Genomic DNA, 2,160 nt, shown 5'->3' with positions numbered 1-2,160 from the left:
CTCTCAAATGTCGATCGCAGTATTTCTAAGCTTAGGAGCGGGGAGTTTAAATGGTGGATTCGATCGAATTGAATGTCGATTGGAAGTCAATGGCAAACTAGTCGCTCGGCTACAAGGTAGTTTGCCTAGCAACTCAGAATTACAAGATCTCTATAACCAGTGGCAGTTTTATTATGCTGCTTATTATGAAAACTACGCTCATCCGGTGCGGGGAGATGGCGCAGAAATCGAACTCGATCCGGCGGGGGTGACTGGTTTTGCCGTAACTAGTTTCGGACAGATCCGTGCGGATTTAGAGCTGGGAATGCAGCAATGGCTCGATTGTAGCTCGTTTGGACAGATCGGCGATCGAGTGCGGCAAGCGGCGATCGCGGATGGAGCGGAAGTGACGATCTCGATCGCGACTGAAGACGATCGAATTTATCGTTTACCTTGGCACTGTTGGAGCGCGCTCGCCGACAGCCAGCAAGCCGAAATTACCTTTAGTCTCCATATTTACCAATGTCAAACCAGCCATTCCACCCGCAGCAAACCTCGAATCCTAGCGGTGTTTGGCGATTGTACGGGCATCGATTTGGCAGCGGATGCCGAATTTATCCACCATTTACGTGCGGATGTGGTGACGCTCGTCGAGCCGAGTGTCGCCCAACTCCACGCCGAACTCAGTGACGATCGCGGCTGGGATTTGCTGTTTTTTGCCGGACACGGCAGCGAAACTAACGTCGGGGCGATCCACCTCAACCCGACAGAATCAGTGACCCTCAACGACCTCAGACCTGCCGTAACAGCGGCGATCGGGCGGGGGTTAAAGTTAGCAATTTTTAACTGCTGTAGTGGGCTGGGAGTGGCGGCAAGTCTGGCGGCTTTCGATCTGCCTACCGCGATCGTCATGCGCGAAGCGATTCCCAATCGGGTAGCCCAAGATTTCTTGCAAGCCTTCCTCCGCAGCTTTGAGAGTGGCAATTCTTTACTCATCGCCGTCGCCGATGCCAGACAAAGGCTCAAAGAGATTGAATCTGACTTCCCTTGCGCTACCTGGCTCCCTGTCGTATTTTGGAACCCGACAGTCGAACTCCCGACGTGGAAATCTTTTTACCCCCAACCAGCAAAGCGGCTGAAATGGACGCACATCGCCGCGATCGCGCTTGCCACGACGGCGGCAATTTGGGGGGTGCGCAGTCAGGGCTATCTAGAACCCGTCGAACTTGCCGCATACGATCTAGAGATGAATTTCCGCCCGATTGCCGAACCGCCAGACAACCGGATTGTCATCATCAGTATCGATCGAGATACACCAGTCAGCGATCGCGTATTATTCCAAGCACTCCAAAAGCTGCAACAGTACCAACCCAAAGCGATCGGGCTAGATATTTATCGCGATCTCAAATTTGGAGAAGGACACCGCGATTTAACTAATTTGCTCCAACAACAAAATGCGATCGTCAGCCCCTGTCTAATGTCTGGCAATAGTAAAAAATTTCCGGGAGTCCCTGCACCATCTGGCGTTCAGCCCGATCGCGTAGGATTTACCAACTTCAGCCTCGATCCCGACGGCACAATCCGCCGCCAAGTACTGGGGATGGCACCTGTCGATCGTGGTTGTACGACAGACCATGCTCTGAGCATGCGCTTGGCATTAAAATATCTAGGTGTCACCGCTGATGAAGCCGAAGATGGCAATATTCAGATCGGCAACCGTAAATTAGCAGTACTCCCTACCAGTATCGGCGGCTATCGATCGACTACCGCACGGGATAATTTACGCGGTTTTCAAGTAATGCTCAACTACCGCAATACACCCCAATTAGCCACCCAGATAAGTGTGGACGAGCTATTGCGCGATACCTTTGCCACCAAATACCGACAATCGATCGCGGGTAAAGCAGTCCTAATTGGCTATGTCGGGCAAAATAACGGCGATACCTGGCATCTGGGCAAAGTCCCCCAAATGTCGGGAGTGATGGTTCACGCTCAGATGACGAGCAATATTCTCAGTCACATTTTGGACGATCGCGCTTTAATTACAACCTGGAGCGATCTGGCGGAGTTCGGCTGGATTTTGCTATGGGGCACAGTCGGCGGTGTTATCTGGCTCCGGTTTCGGGGTTACCGATTTTGGCTCGCAGGCGCAGGTGCGACGCTCCTAGTAGTGGTTATTTG

1 protein-coding gene is annotated in these 2,160 nt (G+C 52.4%); it reads left to right on the top strand.

All coding sequences use genetic code 11. The features are described from left to right. A partial coding sequence (locus tag C7B77_RS28780) for a CHASE2 domain-containing protein (protein ID WP_146138593.1) occupies positions 1-2,160 on the top strand: 2,160 nt, incomplete at both ends.

Origin of the sequence: Chamaesiphon polymorphus CCALA 037, from assembly GCF_003003845.1 — a bacterium.
Classification (GTDB): domain Bacteria; phylum Cyanobacteriota; class Cyanobacteriia; order Cyanobacteriales; family Chamaesiphonaceae; genus Chamaesiphon; species Chamaesiphon polymorphus.
The sequence above is the reverse complement of the archived record's forward strand: the minus strand, read 5'-3'. Positions and strand labels throughout refer to the sequence as shown.